Annotated in this window: 17 protein-coding genes; 16 read left to right on the top strand and 1 reads right to left on the bottom strand. The window is 71.0% G+C overall.

What is annotated here, in order from left to right:
* Nucleotides 1–157: 157 nt before the first annotated feature.
* A complete protein-coding gene (locus tag ACWF79_RS31585) occupies nucleotides 158–715 on the bottom strand; it encodes a beta-class carbonic anhydrase (RefSeq protein WP_453731606.1) in 558 nt (185 codons plus the stop codon).
* A 311-nt stretch (nucleotides 716–1,026) separates the two neighbouring features.
* Between ACWF79_RS31585 and rsmH the strand changes: the two genes are divergently transcribed.
* The 16 genes from rsmH (at nucleotide 1,027) to ACWF79_RS31505 (ending at nucleotide 18,889) form a co-directional block, all read left to right on the top strand.
* On the top strand, nucleotides 1,027–1,986 hold the full coding sequence (rsmH, locus tag ACWF79_RS31580; protein ID WP_453731605.1) for a 16S rRNA (cytosine(1402)-N(4))-methyltransferase RsmH: 960 nt from the start codon (nucleotides 1,027–1,029) through the stop codon (nucleotides 1,984–1,986).
* A 91-nt stretch (nucleotides 1,987–2,077) separates the two neighbouring features.
* Nucleotides 2,078–2,725 carry an FtsB family cell division protein gene (locus tag ACWF79_RS31575; RefSeq protein ID WP_453731604.1) on the top strand — a complete coding sequence of 216 codons (648 nt, stop codon included), beginning with the start codon at nucleotides 2,078–2,080 and terminating at the stop codon, nucleotides 2,723–2,725.
* Between the two features lie 5 nt (nucleotides 2,726–2,730).
* Nucleotides 2,731–4,734, top strand: a complete 2,004-nt coding sequence (locus tag ACWF79_RS31570) for a penicillin-binding transpeptidase domain-containing protein (protein WP_453731603.1) — start codon at nucleotides 2,731–2,733, stop codon at nucleotides 4,732–4,734.
* A 16-nt stretch (nucleotides 4,735–4,750) separates the two neighbouring features.
* Nucleotides 4,751–6,400, top strand: a complete 1,650-nt coding sequence (locus ACWF79_RS31565; RefSeq protein ID WP_453731602.1) for a UDP-N-acetylmuramoyl-L-alanyl-D-glutamate--2,6-diaminopimelate ligase — start codon at nucleotides 4,751–4,753, stop codon at nucleotides 6,398–6,400.
* 4 nt (nucleotides 6,401–6,404) lie between these two features.
* Nucleotides 6,405–7,829, top strand: a complete 1,425-nt coding sequence (locus tag ACWF79_RS31560; RefSeq protein WP_453731601.1) for a UDP-N-acetylmuramoyl-tripeptide--D-alanyl-D-alanine ligase — start codon at nucleotides 6,405–6,407, stop codon at nucleotides 7,827–7,829.
* Nucleotides 7,826–8,896 (top strand): phospho-N-acetylmuramoyl-pentapeptide-transferase, encoded by a 1,071-nt coding sequence (gene mraY / locus ACWF79_RS31555; protein WP_453731600.1) that lies wholly within the window; start codon nucleotides 7,826–7,828, stop codon nucleotides 8,894–8,896. The genes ACWF79_RS31560 and mraY overlap by 4 nt, the downstream gene beginning before the upstream one ends.
* A complete protein-coding gene (gene murD / locus ACWF79_RS31550; protein ID WP_453731599.1) occupies nucleotides 8,878–10,305 on the top strand; it encodes a UDP-N-acetylmuramoyl-L-alanine--D-glutamate ligase in 1,428 nt (475 codons plus the stop codon). Before mraY ends, murD begins: the two co-directional genes overlap by 19 nt.
* Nucleotides 10,306–10,360: 55 nt before the next feature.
* A complete protein-coding gene (gene ftsW, locus ACWF79_RS31545; RefSeq protein ID WP_453731598.1) occupies nucleotides 10,361–11,701 on the top strand; it encodes a putative lipid II flippase FtsW in 1,341 nt (446 codons plus the stop codon).
* Between the two features lie 6 nt (nucleotides 11,702–11,707).
* Complete coding sequence (murG, locus tag ACWF79_RS31540; protein ID WP_453731597.1) at nucleotides 11,708–12,799, top strand: undecaprenyldiphospho-muramoylpentapeptide beta-N-acetylglucosaminyltransferase; 1,092 nt, start codon at nucleotides 11,708–11,710, stop codon at nucleotides 12,797–12,799.
* 38 nt (nucleotides 12,800–12,837) lie between these two features.
* Entirely contained in the window at nucleotides 12,838–13,641 is an 804-nt protein-coding gene (locus tag ACWF79_RS31535) for a cell division protein FtsQ/DivIB (RefSeq protein ID WP_453731596.1), read from the top strand.
* A gap of 279 nt (nucleotides 13,642–13,920) precedes the next feature.
* The gene (gene ftsZ / locus ACWF79_RS31530) at nucleotides 13,921–15,135 is read left to right on the top strand and encodes a cell division protein FtsZ (protein WP_453731595.1); all 1,215 of its coding nucleotides are present in this window, start codon (nucleotides 13,921–13,923) and stop codon (nucleotides 15,133–15,135) included.
* A complete protein-coding gene (gene pgeF, locus ACWF79_RS31525; protein ID WP_453731594.1) occupies nucleotides 15,132–15,911 on the top strand; it encodes a peptidoglycan editing factor PgeF in 780 nt (259 codons plus the stop codon). Before ftsZ ends, pgeF begins: the two co-directional genes overlap by 4 nt.
* The gene (locus ACWF79_RS31520) at nucleotides 15,908–16,627 is read left to right on the top strand and encodes a YggS family pyridoxal phosphate-dependent enzyme (RefSeq protein ID WP_453731593.1); all 720 of its coding nucleotides are present in this window, start codon (nucleotides 15,908–15,910) and stop codon (nucleotides 16,625–16,627) included. Before pgeF ends, ACWF79_RS31520 begins: the two co-directional genes overlap by 4 nt.
* Nucleotides 16,628–16,753: 126 nt before the next feature.
* Entirely contained in the window at nucleotides 16,754–17,374 is a 621-nt protein-coding gene (locus ACWF79_RS31515) for a cell division protein SepF (RefSeq protein WP_453731592.1), read from the top strand.
* 77 nt (nucleotides 17,375–17,451) lie between these two features.
* Nucleotides 17,452–17,742, top strand: a complete 291-nt coding sequence (locus ACWF79_RS31510) for a YggT family protein (protein ID WP_019885526.1) — start codon at nucleotides 17,452–17,454, stop codon at nucleotides 17,740–17,742.
* Between the two features lie 55 nt (nucleotides 17,743–17,797).
* The gene (locus tag ACWF79_RS31505) at nucleotides 17,798–18,889 is read left to right on the top strand and encodes a DivIVA domain-containing protein (protein ID WP_453731591.1); all 1,092 of its coding nucleotides are present in this window, start codon (nucleotides 17,798–17,800) and stop codon (nucleotides 18,887–18,889) included.
* Nucleotides 18,890–18,961: the final 72 nt, after the last annotated feature.

Here is an 18,961-nt window from a genome sequence, read left to right as displayed (position 1 = left end):
CTGCCCCCGCGGTTCATTCGGGGGGTGTCACCCGAGCATTCTTGTTGCCTCGGCCGGGTTGTGTCACTTGCCTGTGGACAAGTGGGAGCGATATGCCGGGGTTTGCTGTGTTGCGCCCGGTGAACCAGCGGGGATCACGTCAAGATCCCGGTCGGGATCAGGCCGGGTCGATCTCGCGCAGCAGACCCGTGGTGACGTCGAAGACGAAGCCGCGGACGTCGTCGGTGTGCAGCAGGAACGGGGAGGTCCGCACGCGCTGCATCGACTGGCGCACGTCCTGGTCGACGTCGCGGAAGGACTCCACGGCCCACGACGGCCGCTGCCCGACCTCCATCTCCAGCTCGTGCCGGAACTCCTCCGTGAGCGACTCCAGGCCGCAGCCGGTGTGGTGGATGAGCACCACGCTGCGGGTCTTGAGGGCGCGCTGGCTGATGGTGAGGGAGCGGATCACGTCGTCGGTGACCACGCCGCCCGCGTTGCGGATGGTGTGGCAGTCGCCGAGATCCAGGCCCAGCGCGGCGTGGAGGTCGAGCCGGGCGTCCATGCAGGCGACGACGGCCACCCGCAGGACGGGCTTGGCGTCCATGCCCGGGTCGGTGAACCGGGAGGCGTACCGCTCGTTGGCCTCGACGAGCCGGTCGGTGACCGTGCCGGCGGCGCCCATCACGTCGGCGGAGTCGGTGGATTCGGCGGAAAGGTGCGCAGAGGTCGACATGAATACGACGGTAATGGTCACCGTCACGCGGGGCCCGCTGTGAGAGTGGACAAAGAACATCAATGAGCCTTGTTGTGAGGTAACCCACACGCATGAGGACAGCGGGCCCGAACGGGTGAGTCGTCGGGAATGCCCGGCTCCGCTCGAAGGGCCGCGCGACGCGCCAGCCGGTTGATTGACCGCCAGGGTCAGTGGACTAAAGTGACGCGAAGTTCCCGGAGACATTGAGCGATTTCCGCAGTTTCTCCCCCGCGTGTGCGGCGGATGCGTAGCGGCCGCGCCGAATCTGAGCCGAATTCTGAGAGGGCGCATTGAGCAACGACCGACACGTCCCGGTGATGCTCCAGCGGTGCCTGGACATGTTGGCCCCCGCCCTGGAGCGCCCCGGCGCGGTCGTCGTCGACTGCACCCTCGGCCTCGGCGGGCACAGCGAGGCCCTGCTCAAGCGGTTCCCCGAGGTGCGCCTGATCGCCCTCGACCGGGACAAGGAGGCGCTACGGCTCTCCGGCGAGCGGCTCGCCCCCTACGGGGAGCGCGCGACCCTCGTCCACGCGGTCTACGACGAGCTGCCCGAGGTCCTCGACCGGCTCGGCGTCCCGCGCGTCGACGGCATCCTCTTCGACCTGGGCGTCTCCTCCATGCAGCTCGACGAGGCCGACCGCGGCTTCGCCTACGCGCAGGACGCGCCGCTCGACATGCGCATGGACCAGACGACCGGGGTCAGCGCGGCGGAGGTCCTCAACACCTACCCGCCCGGTGAGCTGGTCCGGATCCTGCGGGCGTACGGCGAGGAGAAGCAGGCCAAGCGGATCGTCTCCGCGATCGTGCGCGAGCGCGAGAGGGAGCCCTTCACCAACAGCGCGCGTCTGGTCGAGCTGATCCGCGACGCGCTCCCGCAGGCGGCCAAGCGCACCGGCGGCAACCCGGCCAAGCGCACCTTCCAGGCCCTGCGCATCGAGGTCAACGGCGAACTCACCGTCCTGGAGCGGGCGATCCCGGCGGCGGTGAAGGCGCTCGCGGTCGGCGGCCGGATCGCGGTCCTTTCGTACCACTCGCTGGAGGACCGGTTGGTCAAGCAGGTCTTCGCGGCGGGCGCGGCGAACACCGCGCCGCCCGGCCTGCCGGTGGTCCCCGAGCAGTACCAGCCCCGCCTGAAGCTGCTCACGCGCGGCGCCGAACTCCCCACCGAGGAGGAGATCGCCGAGAACCGCCGCGCGGCCCCGGCCCGGCTGCGAGGAGCGCAGCGCGTTCGGGAGGACGTGTTGCCGTGAGCGACGCACGCGAGGCCACCGGGCCGCTGCCGACGACGATGCCCGCGCCTCTGCGCCTCGCGGGCGGAGAAGCGAACGAGGGCGAGCGAGCATGACCACGAAGGGGCCGCTCAAAGGGCGGGCCGCGCGACTCGGGCGGCTCATGCCGTCGGGACCGAGCAGCGCCGCCCGTACCCCCTTCGTCCTGCTGGTCGTGCTGCTCCTCGGCGGCGGGCTCATCACCCTCCTGCTGCTGAACTCCGCCCTCAACCAGGGCTCCTTCAAGCTGCGCGACCTCAAGAACCGCACCACCGAGCTGACCGACGAGGAGCAGGCCCTCCAGCGGGACGTGGACGACCACTCCGCGCCCGACGCGCTGGAGCGGCGGGCCCGGGAGCTCGGCATGGTCCCCGGCGGCAGCCCCGCCTTCCTCGACCCGGACGGTACGGTCCGGGGCCGGCCCTCCAAGGCCTCCGCCCCGAAGCCCGACCCGACCCCGACGGCCACGGCCACACCGAGCGGCACACCGCCGGCCGGCGCACTTACGGGCACCCCCGCCGGCACGCCGCCGGCCACGCCCGCCGGCGCACCACCGGCCACGCCCACCGGCACGCCGTCCGGGTCGGCCTTGCCGCCCGCCGCGACCCCCGGCACGCAGTCCGCCCCCGGCGTGCAGTCCGCCCCCGGTTCGCAGCCCACCCCCGTCACGCCCCCACCCGCGACGACGACCGAGCCCGCCCCGACGAACTCCGGCAGGTGACCTCAGTGCCTCCCAAGGAGCCCCCGCGCCGCCGTGTGCCCGGCCCCGCCCGGCCCGATCGGCCCGCCCGCCCGGCCCGCTCCCGTCCGTCGGGGCCCGCCGCCCGCCCGGCCTCCGCCCGGTCGGGAGGCGCCCCGCGCAGGCCCGCGTCCCGCCCTCCGGCGCGGCCCAAGGCACGCACCATCCGGCTCGGCAGCCCCAAGCCCCGGCTGCGGCTCGTCTCCCTGGGTCTGACCCTCGTGATGCTGGCGTTCGTGGTCCGGCTCCTCCAGGTGCAGGCGGTCGACGCCAGCGCCCTGGCCGCCAAGGCCGATGCCCACCGCTTCCAGGAGTACACGCTCTCCGCCGACCGGGGCGAGATCACCGACCGCTCCGGCATCGCGCTGGCCGCCAGCGTCGACGCGTACGACATCACCGCCGACCCCAAGCTCTTCACCCCCGAGGAGAGCAAGATCAAGGACGCCCCGGAGCAGGCCGCCGCGCTCCTCGCGCCGCTCCTGGGCAAGCAGCCCGCGGACCTCGCCAAGAAGCTCCGTACGCCCAAGTCCCGCTACACCCTGCTCGCCCGCAAGCAGACCCCCCAGGTCTGGAACCAGATCAAGGACCTCAAGAAGGTCTACGAGAAGAAGGCCAAGCCCGCCGAGGGCGGCAACGGCGTCAACCTGCTCGGCGGGATCCTCAGCGAGCCCAGCACCAAGCGCGTGTACCCCAACGGGGAGCTGGCCGCCGGGATACTGGGCTACGTCAACGCCGAGGGCCGGGGCGCCGGCGGCCTGGAATCCATGCTCGACAAGGAGCTGGCGGGCGAGGACGGCAAGATCAGGTTCGCCCAGTCCGGCGGCCGCCAGGTGCCCACGGCGGGCTCCCAGGGCACCCCGGCCGTGCCCGGCTCCGACATCGAGCTGACCATCGACCGGGACATCCAGTGGGCCGCCCAGCAGGCCATCACCGAGCAGGTGCAGAAGTCCAAGGCCGACCGCGGCTACGTCATAGTGCAGAACACGAAGACCGGCGAGGTCCTGGCCATGGCCAACGCCCCCGGCTTCGACCCCAACGACCTGTCGGCCGCCAACGCCGCCGCCATGGGCAACGCGGCCCTTCAGGACGCATACGAGCCCGGCTCCACCAGCAAGGTGATGTCCATGGCCGCCGTCCTGGAGGAGGGCGTGGCGACGCCCGACACCCATGTCGTCGTCCCCAACCGGCTGCACCGGGGCGACCGGCTCTTCAAGGACGACGTCGACCACCCGACCTGGTACCTGACGCTCAACGGCGTCCTCGCCAAGTCCAGCAACATCGGCACGATCCTGGCCACCGGCCAGCTGGGCAGGACCCAGGCCGAGGCCAACCAGGTCCTCTACTCGTACCTGCGCAAGTTCGGCATCGGCAGCCCCACAGGGCTCGGCTACCCCGGCGAGACCCCGGGCATCCTCGCCAAGCCCCAGAACTGGTCGACCTCGCAGCAGTACACGATCCCCTTCGGCCAGGGCCTCTCGATCAACGCCATGCAGGCCGCCTCGGTCTACTCGACCATCGCCAACGGAGGCGTACGCATCGAGCCCACGCTCGTCCGCGGCACCAAGGGCCCCGACGGCCGGTTCACCCCGGCGCCCGCGCCCGAGCAGACGCGGGTCGTCAGCGAGAAGACCGCCAAGACCCTCGCGCAGATGCTGGAGTCCGTGGTCGGCGACGAGGAGGGCACCGGTACCAAGGCCCGTATCCCCGGCTACCGGGTCGCCGGCAAGACCGGCACCGCCAACCGCGTCGACCCCGCACTCGGCCGCTACAAGGGGTACACCGCCTCCTTCGCCGGTTTCGCGCCCGCCGACGACCCGCAGATCACGGTCTACTGCGCCATCCAGAACCCCACCAAGGGCAACTACTTCGGCGGCCAGATCTGCGGCCCCATCTACAAGAAGGTCATGGAGTTCGCCCTCAAGACCCTCCATGTGGCCCCGACCGGCAGCGAGCCCGCACGACTGCCGGTCACGTTCGATGACAGCGAGTGACACCCCGGGAGTACCAGTGAGCACGATCACCCCCGATTCCGGGAACCGGAAATCGAACTCCGGCGACGTCCGGCCCTCTTTTGGCCCCGCGACGGGTGGGCCCGGTACGCTCACCGCCGTGCCACACGCTGATCAGTACCGAACCACCCCGCCCCGCCCGGAGCAGGCCCGCCCGACACCCCTGGGTGACCTGGCCGACCGGCTCGGGATCGAGGCGCCCGGCGCCACCGACGTCTCGGGCATCACCCACGACTCGCGGGCGGTACGCCCCGGCGACGTGTACGCGGCCCTCCCGGGCGCCCGGGTGCACGGCGCCGACTTCGCCGCCCAGGCCGCCGGCCTCGGCGCCGCCGCGATCCTCACCGACCCGGCGGGCGCCGACCGCGCCGCCGCGACCGGCCTGCCGGTCCTGGTGGTGGAGAACCCGCGCGGCCGGATGGGCGAGCTGGCCGCCGAGATCTACGGCCGGCCGGGTGAGGACCTCCTCCAGATCGGGATCACCGGCACCTCCGGCAAGACCACCACCGCCTACCTGGTGGAGGGCGGCCTGCAGGCGGCCGGCCGCAAGAGCGGCCTCATCGGCACGGTCGAGATGCGGATCGGCGACGAGCGCATCAAGTCCGAACGTACGACCCCCGAAGCCACCGACCTCCAGGCCCTCTTCGCCGTCATGCGCGAACGCGGGGTCGAGGCGGTCGCCATGGAGGTCTCCAGCCACGCCCTCGTGCTCGGCCGGGTCGACGGCTGCGTCTTCGACGTCGCCGTCTTCAACAACCTGAGCCCGGAGCACATGGAGTTCCACTCCGACATGGAGGACTACTTCCAGGCCAAGGCGCGGCTCTTCACCCCCGAGCGCAGCAGGCGCGGCGTGGTGAACCTCGACGACGCCTACGGCCGCAGGCTCTCCACGGAGGCGGGCGTTCCGGTCGTCACCTTCTCCGCCGAGGGGCACCCGGACGCCGACTGGCGCGCCGAGTCCGTCGAGATCGGCTCCCACGGCTCCACGTTCACGGTCGTCGGCCCCGAGGGCGAGCGGATCTCCGCCGCCGCCCCGCTGCCCGGCCCGTTCAACGTCGCCAACACCCTCGCCGCAATCGTCACCCTGGCCGTCGCCGGGCTCGACCCCCAGACCGCCGCCGACGGCGTCGCCGCCGTCCCCGGCGTCCCGGGCCGTCTGGAGCGCGTCGACGCCGGCCAGCCCTACCTCGCGGTCGTCGACTACGCGCACAAGACGGACGCCGTCGAATCGGTCCTGCGCTCGCTGCGCAAGGTCACCGAGGGCAAGGTGCACATCGTCCTCGGCTGCGGCGGCGACCGGGACACCACCAAGCGCGGCCCGATGGGCGCCGCCGCGGCGCGCCTCGCCGACACCGCCGTACTGACCTCCGACAACCCCCGTTCCGAGGACCCCCTCGCGATCCTGGCCGCGATGCTCGCGGGCGCCGCCGAGGTGCCCGCGCACGAGCGCGGCGACGTCCTGGTCGACGCCGACCGGGCCGCCGCCATCGCCGCGGCCGTGGCCCGCGCACAGCCCGGCGACACCGTGCTCGTCGCCGGCAAGGGCCACGAGCAGGGCCAGGACATCCACGGGGTCGTACGCCCCTTCGACGACCGTCAGGTTCTGCGCGAAGCGATCGAACACCGTCACAAGAACAGTCAGGGATGAAGCATTGATCGCCCTCTCCCTCGCCGAGATCGCCGAAATCGTCGGCGGGCAGTCGTACGACATACCGGATCCGGCCGTCCGGATCACCGGCCCCGTCGTCATCGACTCCCGTGAGGTGAAGCCCGGCAGCCTGTTCGCCGCCTTCGCCGGCGAACAGGTCGACGGCCACGACTACGCGACCCGCGCCGTCGAGGCGGGCGCGGCAGCCGTCCTGGCCGCCCGTCCCGTCGGCGTGCCCGCCATCGTCGTGGACGACGTCCAGGCGGCGCTCGGCGCCCTCGCGCGCGCCGTCGTCGAACGCCTCGGCACCGATGTCGTCGCGCTGACCGGATCGGCCGGCAAGACCTCCACGAAGGACCTGATCGCCCAGGTCCTCCAGCGCCACGCGCCGACCGTCTGGACGCCCGGCTCGCTCAACAACGAGATCGGGCTGCCGCTGACGGCGCTGCGCGCCAGCGACGAGACCAAGCACCTGGTCCTCGAGATGGGCGCCCGCGGCATCGGTCACATCCGCTACCTCACCGGACTGACCCCGCCGCGCATCGGACTCGTCCTCAACGTGGGCACCGCCCACATCGGCGAGTTCGGCGGCCGCGAGCAGATCGCCCAGGCGAAGGGCGAACTCGTCGAGTCCCTGCCGCCGGCCGACCAGGGCGGCGTGGCCGTCCTCAACGCCGACGACCCGCTCGTGCGCGCCATGGCGACGCGGACCCAGGCGCGCGTGACGCTGTTCGGAGAGTCGGACGAAGCGGTCGTACGTGCCGAGAACGTCCGCCTCACCGCGGCGGGACAGCCCTCATTCAGTCTTCACACACCCACCGGGTGCAGTGACGTGACCTTGCGCCTGTACGGTGAGCACCACGTGTCGAACGCGCTCGCCGCGGCCGCCGTCGCCCATGAGCTGGGCATGCCCGTGGAGGAGATCGCCACCGCGCTCTCCGAGGCGGGCACCCTGTCGCGCTGGCGCATGGAGGTCACCGAGCGTCCGGACGGCGTGACGATCGTCAACGACGCCTACAACGCGAACCCCGAGTCCATGCGAGCCGCTCTGCGCGCGCTCGCGGCCATGGGCCGGGCCGCACAGGCCCAGGGGGGCCGCACGTGGGCGGTGCTCGGCAAGATGGCCGAGCTCGGAGACGCATCGCTCGCCGAGCACGACGCGGTCGGACGGCTCGCCGTCCGGCTCAACGTCAGCAAGCTCGTCGCGGTCGGGGACAGGGAAGCGTCCTGGCTGCAACTGGGCGCATATAACGAGGGTTCGTGGGGTGAGGAGTCGGTGCACGTGTCCGACGCGCAGGCGGCGGTCGACCTGTTGCGCAGTGAGCTGCGCCCAGGGGACGTCGTCCTTGTGAAGGCTTCCAGGTCGGTCGGTCTGGAGCAGGTCGCCCTGGCCCTCCTCGACTCCGAGAGCGAGGTCGCGGGCGGATGAGGCAGATCCTCTTCGCGGGAGCCATCGGGCTCTTCCTGACCCTGATCGGCACCCCGCTGCTCATCAAGCTCCTTGCCCGCAAGGGGTACGGGCAGTTCATCCGCGACGACGGTCCCCGCGGCCACGCCGGGAAGAAGGGCACGCCCACCATGGGCGGTATCTCCTTCATCCTGGCCACGCTCATCGCGTACGCCCTCGCCAAGGTCATCACCGGTGAGGACCCGACGTACTCGGGCGTCCTGGTCCTCTTCCTGATGGCCGGCATGGGTCTCGTCGGCTTCCTCGACGACTACATCAAGATCGTCAAGCAGCGTTCGCTCGGTCTGCGGGCCAAGGCCAAGATGGCCGGCCAGCTGATCGTCGGCATCGCCTTCGCCGTGCTCTCCCTGCAGTTCGCCGACCTGCGCGGGCTCACCCCGGCCTCCGAGAAGCTCTCCTTCATCACCGACTTCGGCTGGTCCATCGGACCGGTGCTGTTCGTGGTCTGGGCTCTCTTCATGATCCTGGCCATGTCCAACGGCGTGAACCTGACGGACGGTCTGGACGGCCTGGCCACCGGCGCGTCGGTGATGGTCTTCGGCGCGTACACCTTCATCGGCCTGTGGCAGTTCCAGGAGTCCTGCGCCAACGCGTTGACCCTGACCAACCCCAACGCCTGTTTCGAGGTCCGCGACCCGCTCGACCTCGCGGTCGTCGCCTCCGCCCTCATGGGTGCCTGCTTCGGCTTCCTGTGGTGGAACACCTCGCCGGCCAAGATCTTCATGGGTGACACCGGCTCCCTCGCCCTCGGCGGCGCGCTCGCCGGTCTCGCCATCTGCTCCCGTACCGAGCTGCTGCTCGCCCTGCTCGGCGGCCTGTTCGTACTGATCACCATGTCGGTGGTCATCCAGGTCGGTTCGTTCAAGATGACCGGCAAGCGCGTCTTCCGGATGGCTCCGCTCCAGCACCACTTCGAACTCAAGGGGTGGTCGGAGGTCCTGGTCGTCGTCCGGTTCTGGATCATCCAGGGCATGTGCGTGATCGTGGGCCTGGGCCTCTTCTACGCGGGATGGGCATCCGAAAAGTGAGCTGGAACGGCAAGAGGGTCACCGTCGCGGGTCTCGGGGTCTCCGGGATCCCGGCCGCCCGCGTCCTGCACGGCCTCGGCGCCGTCGTGACCGTCGTCAACGACGGCGACGACGAGCGCTCCCGGGCCCAGGCGACCGAGCTGGAGGCCGAGGGGATCACCGTCCGCCTCGGCGACGGCGACACCCTGCCCGAGGGCACCGAACTGGTCGTCACCGCCCCCGGCTGGCGGCCCGACAAGCCGCTCTTCGCCGCCGCCGCGGAGGCGGGCGTCGAGGTCTGGGGCGACGTCGAGCTCGCCTGGCGGCTCCGCGGCCCCGACGCCGCCCCCTGGCTCGCCGTCACCGGCACCAACGGCAAGACCACGACCGTGCGGATGCTCGCCTCCATCCTGGAGGCCGCCGGGCTGCGCACCGCCGCCGTCGGCAACATCGGCGTCTCCCTCCTCGACGCCGTCCTCGGCGAGGAGACCTACGACGTCCTCGCCGTCGAACTCTCCAGCTACCAGCTGCACTGGGCGCCTTCGCTGCGCGCCCACTCGGCCGCGGTGCTCAACCTGGCACCCGACCACCTCGACTGGCACGGCTCCATGGACGCGTACGCCGCCGACAAGGGCCGGATCTACGAGGGCAACCACGTCGCCTGCGTCTACAACGTCGCCGACAAGGCCACCGAGGACCTGGTCCGCGAGGCCGACGTCGAGGAGGGCTGCCGCGCGATCGGCTTCACCCTCGGTACACCCGGCCCCTCCCAGCTCGGTGTCGTCGAGGGCATCCTCGTCGACCGGGCCTTCGTCGAGAACCGGCAGAAGCAGGCCCAGGAGCTCGCCGAGGTCGCCGACGTCCAGCCGCCGGCCCCGCACAACGTCGCCAACGCCCTCGCCGCGGCGGCCCTCGCCCGCGCCTTCGGCGTCGAGCCGAAGGCCGTACGGGACGGACTGCGGGCCTTCCGGCCCGACCCGCACCGCATCGAACTGGTCGAGGAGATCGAGGGCGTCGTCTACGTCGACGACTCCAAGGCCACCAACACCCATGCCGCGGAAGCCTCGTTGGCGGCCTACGACCCGATCGTCTGGATCGCCGGCGGCCTCGCCAAGGGCGCGACCTTCGACGAGCTCGTCGCCGCCTCGGCCAAGCGTCTGCGCGGCGTCGTCCTGATCGGCGCCGACCGCGCGCTGATCAGGGAAGCCCTCGCGCGACACGCCCCCGAGGTCCCGGTCGTGGACCTCGACCGGACCGACACTGGGGCGATGTCCGAGGCGGTCCAGGAGGCGGCGCGGCTCGCCCGGCCGGGTGACACGGTCCTGCTGGCCCCGGCCTGCGCCTCGATGGACATGTTCGCCAACTACAACAAGCGGGGCGAGGCCTTCGCGGACGCTGTCCGCGCCCTCGCCACCACCGGGCGCGTCTGACCTGACCAGCAAGGAGGTCCGGCCGCGCCGGGCACGACTGGAGGGGACAGCGACCATGCCGAGCAGAACCGCCGGGACCCGCCGGCCCTCCGCCGTCCGCGGCGGAGGCCGCGTTCCCGCGCCGCCGCGGCCCGCCCGTGCCGGCGGCGTACGGCGGATGTACGAGCAGGCGCGGCGGGCCTGGGACCGTCCGCTGACCGCGTACTACGTCATCCTCGGCGCCGCGCTGCTCATCACCATGCTCGGCCTCGTGATGGTCTACAGCGCCTCGATGATCACGGCGCTCCGCTACGACCTGGTGCCCTCGTACTTCTTCCGCAAGCAGTTCTTCGCCGCAGTCCTCGGCGCCGCGCTGCTCCTGGTCGCCTCCCGGATGCCGGTGAAGCTGCACCGGGCGCTCGCGTACCCGATCCTGGTCGGCGCCGTCTTCCTGATGGTGCTCGTCCAGGTCCCGGGGATAGGGCGAGCGGTCGGCGGCAACCAGAACTGGATCTCGCTCGGCGGTCCGTTCATGCTGCAGCCCAGCGAGTTCGGCAAGCTGGCGCTCATCCTGTGGGGCGCGGACCTGCTGGCCCGTAAGCAGGACATGAAACTGCTCACCCAGTGGAAGCACATGCTGGTCCCGCTGGTGCCCGGAACGTTCCTGCTGCTCGGCCTGATCATGCTCGGCGGGGACATGGGCACGGCGATCGTGCTGGCCGCGATCCTCTTCGGGCTGCTGTGGACGGCCGGCGCGCCCACCAGGCTCTTCGTCGGGGTGCTGACGGTCGCCGGGACGATCGGCTTCCTGCTGATCAGGACCAGCGACAACCGGCTGAAGCGCTTCGCCTGCATCGGTGCCACCGACCCCGGGGGAGAGGGCGCGCCCTGCCTCCAGGCGGCCCACGGCATCTATGCTCTGGCGTCGGGCGGATGGTTCGGTTCCGGATTGGGCGCCAGTGTGGAAAAATGGGGCCAACTACCCGAAGCGCACACCGACTTCATCTTCGCCGTCACCGGGGAGGAACTGGGTCTTGCGGGGACGCTGTCGGTACTCGCCCTGTTCGCGGCTCTAGGCTATGCGGGTATCCGCGTGGCCGGACGCACGGAGGACCCCTTCGTGAGGTACGCCGCGGGAGGCGTGACCACCTGGATCACGGCGCAGGCCGTGATCAACATCGGTGCGGTGCTCGGTCTGCTGCCGATCGCCGGTGTCCCGCTCCCGCTGTTCTCGTACGGGGGGTCGGCCCTGCTGCCGACCATGTTCGCCGTCGGGCTCCTCATCGCCTTCGCGCGACAGGATCCCGCCGCGAAAGCGGCCCTGGCCATGCGGCGCCCCGGCTGGGGTAGGCGGGCCGGGGTGAGATGGAAGTCGATGCGACGGCGCGTCAAGAAGCGTCCGTCCGGAGAGCGGTGAATTTCGGTGCATGTCGTACTCGCCGGTGGGGGGACCGCCGGCCACATCGAGCCCGCGCTCGCCCTCGCGGACGCCCTGCGCAGGCAGGACCCGACCGTGGGGATCACGGCGCTCGGCACGGAGAAGGGTCTGGAGACCCGGCTCGTGCCCGAGCGGGGCTACGAGCTGGCGCTCATTCCCGCCGTGCCGTTGCCCCGCAAGCCCACCCCTGAGCTGATCACCGTCCCCGGACGGCTGCGCGGCACCATCAAGGCGGCCGAGCAGATCCTGGAGCGCACCAAGGCGGACTGCGTGGTCGGCTTCGGCGGCTACGTGGCGCTGCCCGGCTACCTGGCGGCCAAGCGCCTCGGGGTGCCGATCGTGGTCCACGAGGCCAACGCCCGGCCCGGCCTGGCCAACAAGATCGGCTCGCGCTACGCGGCCGGGGTCGGCGTCGCCACCCCGGACTCCAAGCTGCGCAACGCCCGGTACATCGGCATCCCGCTGCGGCACACGATCGCCACCCTCGACCGGGCCCGGGTCCGGCCCGAGGCGCGCGCGGCCTTCGGTCTCGACCCGAACCTGCCGACGCTGCTCGTCTCGGGCGGCTCGCAGGGCGCCAGGCGCCTCAACGAGGTCATCCAGCAGATCGCCCCGGTGCTCCAGCGCTCGGGCATCCAGATCCTGCACGCGGTCGGCCCGAAGAACGAGATGCCGCGTGTCGACAACATGCCCGGGATGCCGCCGTACGTCCCCGTACAGTACGTGGACCGGATGGACCTCGCGTACGCGGCGGCGGACATGATGCTCTGCCGCGCCGGCGCGATGACCGTCGCCGAACTCTCGGCCGTCGGGCTGCCCGCCGCGTACGTTCCCCTGCCCATCGGCAACGGCGAGCAGCGGCTCAACGCCCAGCCGGTGGTCAAGGCGGGCGGCGGACTGCTCGTCGACGACGCGGAACTCTCCCCGCAGTGGGTGCAGGGCAACGTCCTGCCCGTACTGGCCGACCCGCACCGCCTGTACGAGATGTCCCGCGCCGCCGCCGAGTTCGGCCGCAGGGACGCCGACGACCTGCTCGTCGGCATGGTGTACGAGGCGATCGCCGCGCGGCGCTCGTAGACGGCGGGCCGCACCCGCACAGCACAGGAGGCAGGGACGTGTCGGGACCGACGACAGCGGAGAAGCGTGGCACACGCGAGCCGAAGGGGTCGTCGGAGCGGGACTCCTCCCGCCCAGGCACCCGGAATCAGAAGTTCCGGGTGCCTGCGCCGCGCCTTCTGCTCCTCGCGCTCGCCGTCGTCCTGATCGCGGCAGGCGGATTCTGGGCGCTCTACGGCTCCACCTGGCTGCGCGTGGAACACGTGACGACTTCCGGGACGCGCGTTCTGACGCCCCGTGAGGTGGAGGAGGTCGCCGCCGTGCCGATCGGTTCCCCGCTCGTCACGGTCGACACCGACGCCATCGAGGCGCGACTGCTCCGGAAACTGCCCCGGATCGACTCGGTCGAAGTCGTTCGGTCCTGGCCGCATGGAATCGGTCTGAAAGTGACGGAACGGAAGCCGGTTCTGGTGGTGGAAAAGGGCGGAAAGTTCATTGAAGTGGACTCCGCCGGAACGCGTTTCGCCACGGTGGACAAAGCCCCCTCAGGCGTACCGACGCTCCTTCTGAACGCCGGCTCCGCGCCGAGCCTGCGCCGCTTCGACGAGGACCGGCTGCTGCTCGAAGCCGTGGGCGTGACGGGCGAACTCCCCGGGAAAATCGCCCGGGACACCCGTGTCGTCGAGGTTGCCTCGTACGACTCCATCACCCTGGTGCTCGGCGACGGCCGGACGGTCTTCTGGGGCAGCGGCGAGGACGGTGCCGTCAAGGCCCGTGTCCTCACCGCTCTGATGAAGGCGATGCCCAAAGCGGGGCACTTCGATGTAAGCGCCCCCACGGCGCCCGTCGCGTCGGGGAGTTGACGCCCATACGCGCTGGCCAGCACCCTGGTTGGCCAGCGCTACGGGTGATCACATAGGGTGAAAAGAAAAACGGGAGGTTCGGCGTGTTCGTTGAACGTGCGCCACTTGTCGACTTAGTGTCCTGTTCGGAAGAGTCCAGCGAACAGAGACACTGGTAACCCTAAACTTCAACGTTAGGGTTTGGGTCGGCGTTTCGGACCGTCCCATCGGCATCCGTCGTCGCAGCGCGACTACCACCGCGAAGCGGCGACACGTAACTCGAGGCGAGAGGCCTTCGACGTGGCAGCACCGCAGAACTACCTCGCAGTCATCAAGGTCATCGGTGTCGGCGGCGGTGGTGTCAATGCCATCAACCGAATGATCGAGGTCGGTCTCAAGGGCGTCGAGTTCATCGCGATCAACACCGACGCGCAAGCGCTGTTGATGAGCGACGCCGACGTCAAGCTCGACGTCGGCCGTGAACTCACCCGCGGCCTCGGGGCCGGGGCCAACCCGGCAGTCGGTCGCAAGGCGGCAGAGGACCACCGTGAGGAGATCGAGGAGGTCCTCAAGGGGGCCGACATGGTCTTCGTCACCGCCGGCGAAGGTGGCGGCACCGGCACCGGCGGCGCACCCGTCGTGGCCAACATCGCGCGCTCGCTCGGCGCCCTGACGATCGGTGTGGTCACCCGGCCGTTCACCTTCGAGGGACGCCGTCGGGCCAACCAGGCGGAGGACGGCATCGCCGAGCTCCGCGAAGAGGTCGACACCCTCATCGTCATCCCGAACGACCGGCTGCTCTCGATCTCGGACCGCCAGGTCTCCGTGCTCGACGCCTTCAAGTCGGCCGACCAGGTGCTGCTGAGCGGTGTGCAGGGCATCACCGACCTCATCACCACCCCCGGTCTGATCAACCTCGACTTCGCCGACGTCAAGTCGGTCATGTCCGAGGCCGGTTCGGCGCTCATGGGCATCGGCTCCGCCCGCGGCGACGACCGCGCGGTGGCGGCGGCCGAGATGGCGATCTCCTCGCCGCTCCTGGAGGCCTCCATCGACGGCGCCCGGGGCGTCCTGCTCTCCATCTCCGGCGGCTCCGACCTCGGTCTCTTCGAGATCAACGAGGCCGCGCAGCTGGTGAGTGAGGCGGCCCACCCCGAGGCCAACATCATCTTCGGCGCCGTCATCGACGACGCCCTGGGCGACGAGGTCCGGGTCACGGTCATCGCGGCCGGCTTCGACGGCGGCCAGCCGCCGACCCGCCGGGACAACATCCTCAGCTCGGCCTCGGCCAAGCGCGAGGAGCCGGCACCGGCGCCCCGCGCCACCGAGCGCCCGCTCGGCGGACTCGGCAGCGTCGCCCCGCGCGCCGACGAGCCCGCCGCCCCTGCCGAGCCGGCCCCGGCCGCCTCGTCCGAGAGCACCCTGCCGCCGGTGGCCCCGCCGGTGGTCCCGACGGCCCGCCCGTACCCGGACACCTCCGCCGAAGAGCTGGACGTTCCGGACTTCTTGAAGTGATAGAGCAGCTCGAACCCGTGAGCGGCGCGCACTTCGCCTTCACCGACAGGTGGGGCGGGGTGAGCGCCGTTCCGTACGAGGAGCTCAACCTCGGCGGCGCGGTGGGGGACGACCCCGAGGCCGTCCGCACCAACCGGGCGCGGGCCGCCGGGAAGCTGGGGCTCGACGCCGGGCAGGTCGTCTGGATGAACCAGGTGCACGGCCCCGATGTCGCGGTGGTCGACGGACCGTGGGGTGACCGGCCGGTTCCGGAGGTCGACGCGATCGTCACCACCCGGCGCGGACTCGCCCTCGCGGTCCTGACCGCCGACTGCACCCCCGTCCTCCTCGCGGACCCGGTGGCCGGGGTCGCCGCCGCGGCCCACGCGGGGCGCCCCGGGATGGTCGCCGGGGTCGTACCGGCCGTGGTGAAGGCCATGATCGAACTGGGCGCCGACCCGGCCCGGATCACCGCCCGTACCGGCCCCGCCGTCTGTGGGCGCTGCTACGAGGTGCCGGAGGCGATGCGCGCCGAGGTGGCGGCGGCCGAACCGGCCGCGTACGCCGAGACGAGCTGGGGCACCCCGGCCGTCGACGTCACCGCAGGGGTCCACGCCCAGTTGGAGCGGCTCGGGATCCGGGACCGGCAGGCCAGTGAGGTCTGCACGCGTGAGTCGGGCGACCACTTCTCGTACCGCCGCGATCGCACCACGGGGCGACTCGCGGGATATGTCTGGTTGGACGCTGTGCCACCCCGGGGGACGACCCCCGGACCCCCGGCAGGAAAGAACGCATGACGGATCGTAAGTCGGAACTCGCCGAGAACCTGGCGCGGGTGGAGGAACGAATCTCCGCGGCATGCGCGGCCGCCGGGCGGAAGCGGTCGGAGGTGACCCTGATCGTGGTCACGAAGACCTACCCCGCGAGCGATGTGCGCATTCTGCACGAACTCGGTGTACGGGACGTCGCCGAGAACCGCGACCAGGACGCGGCGCCCAAGGCCGAGGCGTGCTCGGATCTGGACCTCCGCTGGCACTTCGTCGGCCAGTTGCAGACGAACAAGGTCCGTTCTGTGACGAGTTATGCGGATGTCGTGCAGTCCGTGGACCGTTTGAAGCTCGTCACCGCGCTCTCGGCGGCGGCCGGGAAGGCCGGCCGCGAACTGGGCTGTCTCGTCCAGGTCGCACTCGACGCCGAGTCGGGGGAGCGGGGCGACCGCGGTGGCGTGGCGCCGGACGGCATCGAGGAGTTGGCCGCCGCCGTGGAGGCCGCACCCGGGCTCAGGCTGGACGGACTGATGACCGTCGCTCCGCTCGCCGGGCCCTACGCGGGGCGCCCACGTGCGGCGTTCGACCGCATGATGGATTTGTCGACTCTCCTGCGCACGACCCGTCCGGCTGCGAACATGGTGTCCGCGGGAATGAGTGCGGACCTCGAGGACGCCGTGGCTGCCGGAGCGACACATGTGCGCATCGGTACGGCGGTACTGGGTGTCCGCCCCAGGCTCGGGTAACGTCGCCAAGCAAGTCGGACCACAGCAGAAAATATGGTCATTCCCGCCGGTCGGCGGGGGCGGACCGCGTGGATCACGGGCACTTGGTGACGAGGCCGATCCACCACAGAGCGGAGGACTCAGAGAATGGCCGGCGCGATGCGCAAGATGGCGGTCTACCTCGGCCTCGTGGAGGACGATGGGTACGACGGCCGGGGCTTCGACCCCGACGACGACTTCGAACCCGAGCTGGAACCGGAACCCGAGCGTGAGCGGCGCCATCAGCCCCCGCGTCAGGTGGAGCGGGAGGAGCCAGTGCGGGTGGTGCAGCAGTCCGCACCCCGTGAGCCGGTCGCTCACGCCGCCTCGCTATCCGCCGAAAGCGGACGTCCGGCACGAATCGCCCCCGTGGCGTCCATCACACCCGAACGTCCGAGCCTGGAGAAGAACGCACCGGTGATCATGCCCAAGGTCGTGTCCGAGCGGGAGCCGTACCGCATCACCACGCTGCACCCCCGGACCTACAACGAAGCCCGTACCATCGGGGAACACTTCCGTGAGGGCACTCCGGTGATCATGAACCTCACGGAGATGGACGACACCGACGCGAAGCGACTTGTCGACTTTGCCGCCGGACTCGTCTTCGGGCTCCATGGCAGCATTGAGCGCGTGACGCAGAAGGTGTTCCTGTTGTCGCCTGCTAACGTCGATGTCACGGCGGAGGACAAGGCCCGGATCGCAGAGGGCGGATTCTTCAACCAGAGCTGAGACAACGAAGACCGGAACGGCCGGCCGGAAGGCCGGACAAGCGAGAGCACGAGAGCCAGGGGAGAGGGAAGCGCGGGATGGGCGTCGCACTGCAGGTGGTCTACATCGCGCTGATGTGCTTCCTCATCGTGCTGATCTTCCGGCTGGTCATGGACTACGTGTTTCAGTTCGCGCGTTCATGGCAACCCGGCAAGGCGATGGTGGTCGTTCTGGAGGCCACCTACACTGTCACCGATCCACCGCTCAAGCTTCTGCGGCGGTTCATCCCGCCGCTGCGTCTCGGGGGCGTGGCACTCGACCTGTCCTTCTTCGTTCTGATGATCATCGTCTACATCCTGATCTCCATCGTGAGCAGCTTCGCGAGGTGAATGTGGACGATACGGTCTTGCCGACTGCCGACGACTACGTAGAGGTGAAGAAGAGATGCCGCTGACCCCCGAGGACGTGCGGAACAAGCAGTTCACGACCGTCCGCCTTCGAGAAGGCTATGACGAGGACGAGGTCGATGCCTTCCTCGACGAGGTCGAAGCCGAACTGACCCGCCTGCTCCGCGAGAACGAGGACCTGCGCGCCAAGCTGGCCGCGGCGACGCGTGCCGCTGCGCAGAACCAGCAGCAGGGCATGCGCAAGCCCCCGGAGCAGCAGGATCGTCCCGTCGGTCCCGGCGCCCCGGTGCCCGCCGCCATATCCGGACCGCCGGTCCAGCAGCAGCCCCCGCAGATGGGTCCGCCGCAGCTGCCGTCCGGTGCGCCGCAGCTCCCCGCGGGTCCTGGTGGCCACGGCCCCGGCCCGATGCAGGGTGGCCCGATGGGCCCCGGCCCCGGCCAGATGCAGGGCGGCCCGATGGGCCAGCCGATGGGCGGCCCCATGGGGCACCCGCAGCAGCAGATGCAGCAGCCGATGCAGCAGCAGGGTCCCGGTGGCGACAGCGCCGCGCGCGTGCTCTCGCTGGCCCAGCAGACGGCCGACCAGGCGATCGCGGAGGCCCGTTCCGAGGCCAACAAGATCGTCGGCGAGGCGCGCTCGCGCGCCGAGGGCCTGGAGCGGGACGCCCGCGCCAAGGCGGACGCGCTGGAGCGGGACGCGCAGGAGAAGCACCGCGTGGCGATGGGCTCGCTGGAGTCGGCCCGCGCGACGCTGGAGCGCAAGGTCGAGGACCTGCGGGGCTTCGAGCGTGAGTACCGCACGCGTCTGAAGTCGTACCTGGAGTCGCAGCTGCGTCAGCTGGAGACCCAGGCGGACGACTCGCTGGCCCCGCCGCGGACGCCGGCCACGGCGTCGCTGCCGCCGTCGCCCTCGATGGCTTCGGCGGGCGCGAGCGCCCCGTCGTACGGCGGCAACGGCTCGATGGGCGGCGGGCCGTCCATGGGCGGAGCCCCGTCCTACGGCGGCCAGCAGCAGATGTCCCCGGCGATGACCCAGCCGATGGCACCGGTCCGGCCGCAGGCGCCGCAGCCGATGCAGCAGGCGCCGGCGCCGATGCGCGGCTTCCTGATCGACGAGGACGACAACTGACGGCGGCAGCTCGCGCGATGAGCGCGTAGCCGTCGGCAGGCTTGAGGGCCGGGCCCCCGGAACATCCGGGGG

The sequence above is a fragment of the Streptomyces sp. NPDC054975 genome (genome assembly GCF_053609105.1).
Note: the sequence above shows the minus strand (reverse complement) of the source record. Positions and strands in the feature narration are given on the sequence as shown.

Coding starts and splice junctions, on each gene's coding strand:
- ACWF79_RS31585 (WP_453731606.1), bottom strand. CDS start 715: ATGTCGACCTCTGCGCACCTTTCCGCCGAATCCACCGACTCCGCCGAC.
- ACWF79_RS31575 (WP_453731604.1), top strand. CDS start 2,078: ATGACCACGAAGGGGCCGCTCAAAGGGCGGGCCGCGCGACTCGGGCGG.
- ACWF79_RS31510 (WP_019885526.1), top strand. CDS start 17,452: ATGGGCGTCGCACTGCAGGTGGTCTACATCGCGCTGATGTGCTTCCTC.
- ftsW (WP_453731598.1), top strand. CDS start 10,361: ATGCCGAGCAGAACCGCCGGGACCCGCCGGCCCTCCGCCGTCCGCGGC.
- ACWF79_RS31505 (WP_453731591.1), top strand. CDS start 17,798: ATGCCGCTGACCCCCGAGGACGTGCGGAACAAGCAGTTCACGACCGTC.
- ACWF79_RS31515 (WP_453731592.1), top strand. CDS start 16,754: ATGGCCGGCGCGATGCGCAAGATGGCGGTCTACCTCGGCCTCGTGGAG.
- mraY (WP_453731600.1), top strand. CDS start 7,826: ATGAGGCAGATCCTCTTCGCGGGAGCCATCGGGCTCTTCCTGACCCTG.
- murD (WP_453731599.1), top strand. CDS start 8,878: ATGGGCATCCGAAAAGTGAGCTGGAACGGCAAGAGGGTCACCGTCGCG.
- ACWF79_RS31520 (WP_453731593.1), top strand. CDS start 15,908: ATGACGGATCGTAAGTCGGAACTCGCCGAGAACCTGGCGCGGGTGGAG.